The sequence below is a fragment of the Parapedobacter lycopersici genome, assembly GCF_040395035.1.
GTDB classification, from domain to species: Bacteria; Bacteroidota; Bacteroidia; order Sphingobacteriales; family Sphingobacteriaceae; genus Parapedobacter; species Parapedobacter lycopersici_A.
Genome location: NZ_JBEBRB010000122.1, coordinates 1 through 3979 on the forward strand (window position 1 = coordinate 1; position 3979 = coordinate 3979).

Genomic DNA, 3979 nt, shown 5'->3' on the forward strand with positions numbered 1-3979 from the left:
ACATCGGCAATCTGCACCCGGCTGGTATTCAGCCGGTCGATCCGGTTGAGCGACCGGTAAGTACCGGCGAACTTGAGCAACCCCTCGCTCCTTCCGCGGATGGTCTGTACGCCGATACGGATGTCTTCCAGCTCCTCACGCTGCGGCATCTGCTGCAGCCGGTTTTTCAGGGTATCGGCCAGTGACGATATCGGTGCAATGGAATTCATGATCTCGTGGGTCAGCACACTCAACAGCTTCTGCCAGGCTTTTGACTCGGTCTCATCGATGGTTTCGTTGACGTTCTGATAGGTGATCAGCCGGTAGCTGCCTTCGGCGGTCTGAAAATCCCGTGCATAGAGCAGCACCTTTAGGTTTCCACCCGCCGCCGGCAGCGTTTGCAGCAAAGCGTTCCCGATGGCCAGGCCAATGGTCTGCCGGTAAAGCTCAGGATTACGTTTTTCCAACGCTGAAAAGTCGTGGAGGTGGGGAATGGCAAAAAGTTCACGGAAGGCTTTGTTCATCCAGATGACCTTGCCGGAATTTTTGTCGTAAGACAGGATGGCCGTATCCACAATATCCAGGATCTGTTGCAGGTATTGGTATTGGATTTCCCTGTCGCTGCTTATTTTCCGCAGTATGGCATTTACATTGTTGAACGCCTCGTACATCGGTCTCAATTCTGCCGACATGCCCTTGGTGCGGAATATACGGGTAAAGTCGCGGTATTTTGCGGCTTCGGCAAATTCATCCAGTTCCCGGTAAATACGCCATTGCGCACGGAAATTGATCACAAACAGCCAGATACATATAGGCGCGACCAGGAGTGCCGGCCAGTAATTGGCCTGCACAAGCAAATAAAGCAGCACGCCCAGCGCGAGGAATAGCGCCAGGCCGCGCCATAGCATCAAGCGCCTGATTGCCTTCATGGTCAGATATCGTATTTATTCAACCGCCGGTACAGTGCTGCACGGGTAATTCCCAGTTCCCTGGCCGCCTTGGTGATATTGCCGTTATGCTTATCGACCACATTCCTTATGGTCGCACGTTCCAGCTCACCCAGATTATGTTCTGCTTCGGTGGTTTCGACCGGTGCACTGCCCGGTTTGTTTTCTATCGGGGAAAAGATAATATCGGCCGGTGTTAGTAATTCCTGCTCGGCCATGATAACCGCACGCTCCATGCTGTACTGAAGCTCCCGTACGTTACCGGGATAGTGGTAGGCCAGCAGTTTCTGGCAGGCTGCTTCACCCAGTTTCACTTCGGGTTTCAGGTACTTGGCTGCATATTTTTTCAGGAAATGATTCGCAATCAATACAATATCTTCCCCACGTGCCCGAAGTGGCGGTACCTGGAGCTCCACCGTATTAATCCGGTAGATGAGGTCGCGCCTGAACCGGCTTTCATCGGCCAGCGTCTCCAGCGGGACATTCGTGGCGCAGAGCAGCCGGATATCCACCGGCACCGGACTATTGCTTCCCAGCGGCACCACCTGCCGGTTCTGGAGGGCGGTTAACAGCTTAGCCTGCTGCCGCAGCGGAATGTTGCCGATTTCATCGAGGAACAAGGTTCCGCCGTTGGCCGCCTCAAACCGCCCCTCCCGGTCGTCGCGGGCGTCGGTGAAAGCCCCTTTTTTATGGCCGAACAATTCACTTTCGAACAGGGTGTCGGTAAGCGAGCCTACATCTACCTTGACATAGGGCTTCTCCGCCCGCATGGATTGGGTATGTATTGCGGCCGCAATCAGGTCCTTACCCGTGCCGTTTTCGCCAAGGATCAGGATATTGGCATCGGTGGGTGCAATTTTTTTTATTTTGTAGAACAGTTCCTGCATAATAGCCGATTCACCAATCAATTCCATCGGCGGGGCAACCGAAACCGGTTTGGTGGATTTTCCCTTCTTCTGGTTCGCAAGCGTTTCTTCGATGATGGCCATCAGCTGCTCGTTCTGCCAGGGCTTTACCACGAAATCCACCGCACCCTGCTTAAGCGACCGCACGGCCAGGTCAATAGCGCCGTAGGCCGTAATCAGGATCACGGGAAGCTGCGGTTTTAATGCGTTGACCCGGTTGAGCCAGTACAGCCCCTCGTTCCCTGTATTGATGGCGCTTTTGAAATTCATATCCAGCAGCATCAGGTCTACGTCATTCCGGCTTAGCAGCGTAGGGATATTTTCGGGATTGTGCTCGGTGATGACTTTCTTTACCCGGTTTTTCAGCAGTAACGTTACTGCCGTGAGTAAGTCCCGGTCGTCATCTACTACTAAAATGGTTGCGTTTTTCACGGTATATGTATTAGGTTAAATCCGGAATTTATTCCATTTTTATCAAAACTACTATAAAATATCCACGCTGACACGGACTATTCCTACTTTTTATTCGTATCACGAATGTTAGCTGTTCCGCGGTTTAGCTACCATGTGTTTATTTACTGGCTGCTACCAAGTCAGTGCTTCAACAGGCCACCCACACCCGGCTACCGCATAAGCAGGCATCAGGGTTTACGTCGGCGGTAACGGGGCTGATGCAACACCGGCGGCAATTAATGCAGCACGAAGGAGTGGTGCCCACCACGTGACGGGGCGCACTGGTTCGATGGCCTAGAACGCAAGGTTTCCGCTGTAATAATCGATCATCAGCTGCCGCATGATCCATTCGTATTTTGAGATGAGGAGCCTGGCGTTGGTCGTATCCATTTTATTCTTTGCAATCAGAAAAGGGACGGAATCGATGTCACCTGCCTCAAACCGGATTTCCGCAATCCGGTATGAAGCGCTGAAACTGGCGGATTCCTCGACGAGGTTATTGTAGCTGTCCTTGGCCAGTGCCAAGTCGAAGATTGCCTGGTCTGTCTGCTGCCGCAGCATATTTCGCTGGTTTTCCTCCAGGTATTCGGCATTGGATACCGCCAGCTTGGCACGCGCCACATTATTCCGGGTGGTTAACCCGTTGAGCAGCGGGATGGTCAGGGTGAACTCTAAATACCGGCCCAGGTTATTCTGCATCTGCCGGCCATAAGACAGGTTCTCATTACCCGAATAATTGCTTTCGAACCCGGCACCGACTTTCAGCGAAGGAAAATAAACAGAGCGGGCTACCTGCAGTGCAACACTGGCCTCTTTTGACCGTAATGCAGCGGCCCTGATGGCGGGCAGCGTATTTACCGCATAATCGTAAAGCTGTACCTGATCGGCGGGCTGCGGATCGGCCAGCAGCTGCTCGTCCAACGGGCGGATTTCAACCACACTTCCCGGCGGCAGGTTCAGCAGGTTGGCCAGCGCTACGCGGCTATTGTTGCAGCTGATGAGCAAATCATTGACAGCCGTCTGGTCGGCCATATATTGTCCCTTGAGGTCGTAATAATCACCCGGATTGATGGCTCCTTTTTCATGCTGTATGGTTGCCTGGTTCAGCTTTTGTTCGGTTACTTCCGCATTCAGCTCGGCTTGTTTCAGCATGTCCTGCGCAGTAAGCAACTGCACGTAGGCAAGCATGACGTCCAGTTTCACCTGGTCCTGTACATTATCGTTTTCCATTTCCGTTGCCTGCAGGGCGATGGCCTGCTGGCGGATGTTACGGAGTGTACCCAGTCCGTCAAACAGTGTCAGTGAACTGCTGATATTCTGGTTGCCTGCGGTAAACCGCCGCTCAATATATTGGTTGGTCGTAGGATCGATCCGCCGGCCCTGGCTGAGCGAATGGCCCAGTGTGGCGTTCAGGCTGGGCAGCTGGTTCTGCCAGGCCTGCCGACGGTCAATTTCCGCCTGCTCAACCAGCAACCGGCTTTGCTGGGCGTTGATGTTCTGCTGGAGTGCAAGCGCGATGCATTGTTCGAGGCTTAAGGTATCCACATCGGCGACCTGGCTGCTGGCTGTGGAAAAAACCAGGCATAAACAACTGATCAGGGTAAAATTATATACATGGTAACGTTTCATTGTTTATTTATTTTGCTCCTATCCTTCCATAGCCTGTGCCAAACTAACAGGAAGCTGAAAAACAAC

Annotated in this window: 3 protein-coding genes; all 3 read right to left on the minus strand. The window is 52.8% G+C overall.

Features of this window, described 5'->3' with window-relative positions; genetic code table 11:
* The coding region (locus ABWO75_RS13495; RefSeq protein ID WP_353186380.1) for a PAS domain-containing protein at window positions 1-908 on the minus strand (908 nt) is incomplete at its 3' end.
* Between the two features lie 2 nt (window positions 909-910).
* Window positions 911-2263 carry a sigma-54-dependent transcriptional regulator gene (locus ABWO75_RS13500; protein ID WP_353186382.1) on the minus strand — a complete coding sequence of 451 codons (1353 nt, stop codon included), beginning with the start codon at window positions 2261-2263 and terminating at the stop codon, window positions 911-913.
* A gap of 315 nt (window positions 2264-2578) precedes the next feature.
* A complete protein-coding gene (locus ABWO75_RS13505) occupies window positions 2579-3913 on the minus strand; it encodes a TolC family protein (RefSeq protein ID WP_353186383.1) in 1335 nt (444 codons plus the stop codon).
* Between the last annotated feature and the right edge of the window lie 66 nt (window positions 3914-3979).

Excerpts from the sequence above, each read along its gene's own strand:
- ABWO75_RS13505 (WP_353186383.1), bottom strand. The coding sequence starts at position 3,913 with ATGAAACGTTACCATGTATATAATTTTACCCTGATCAGTTGTTTATGC.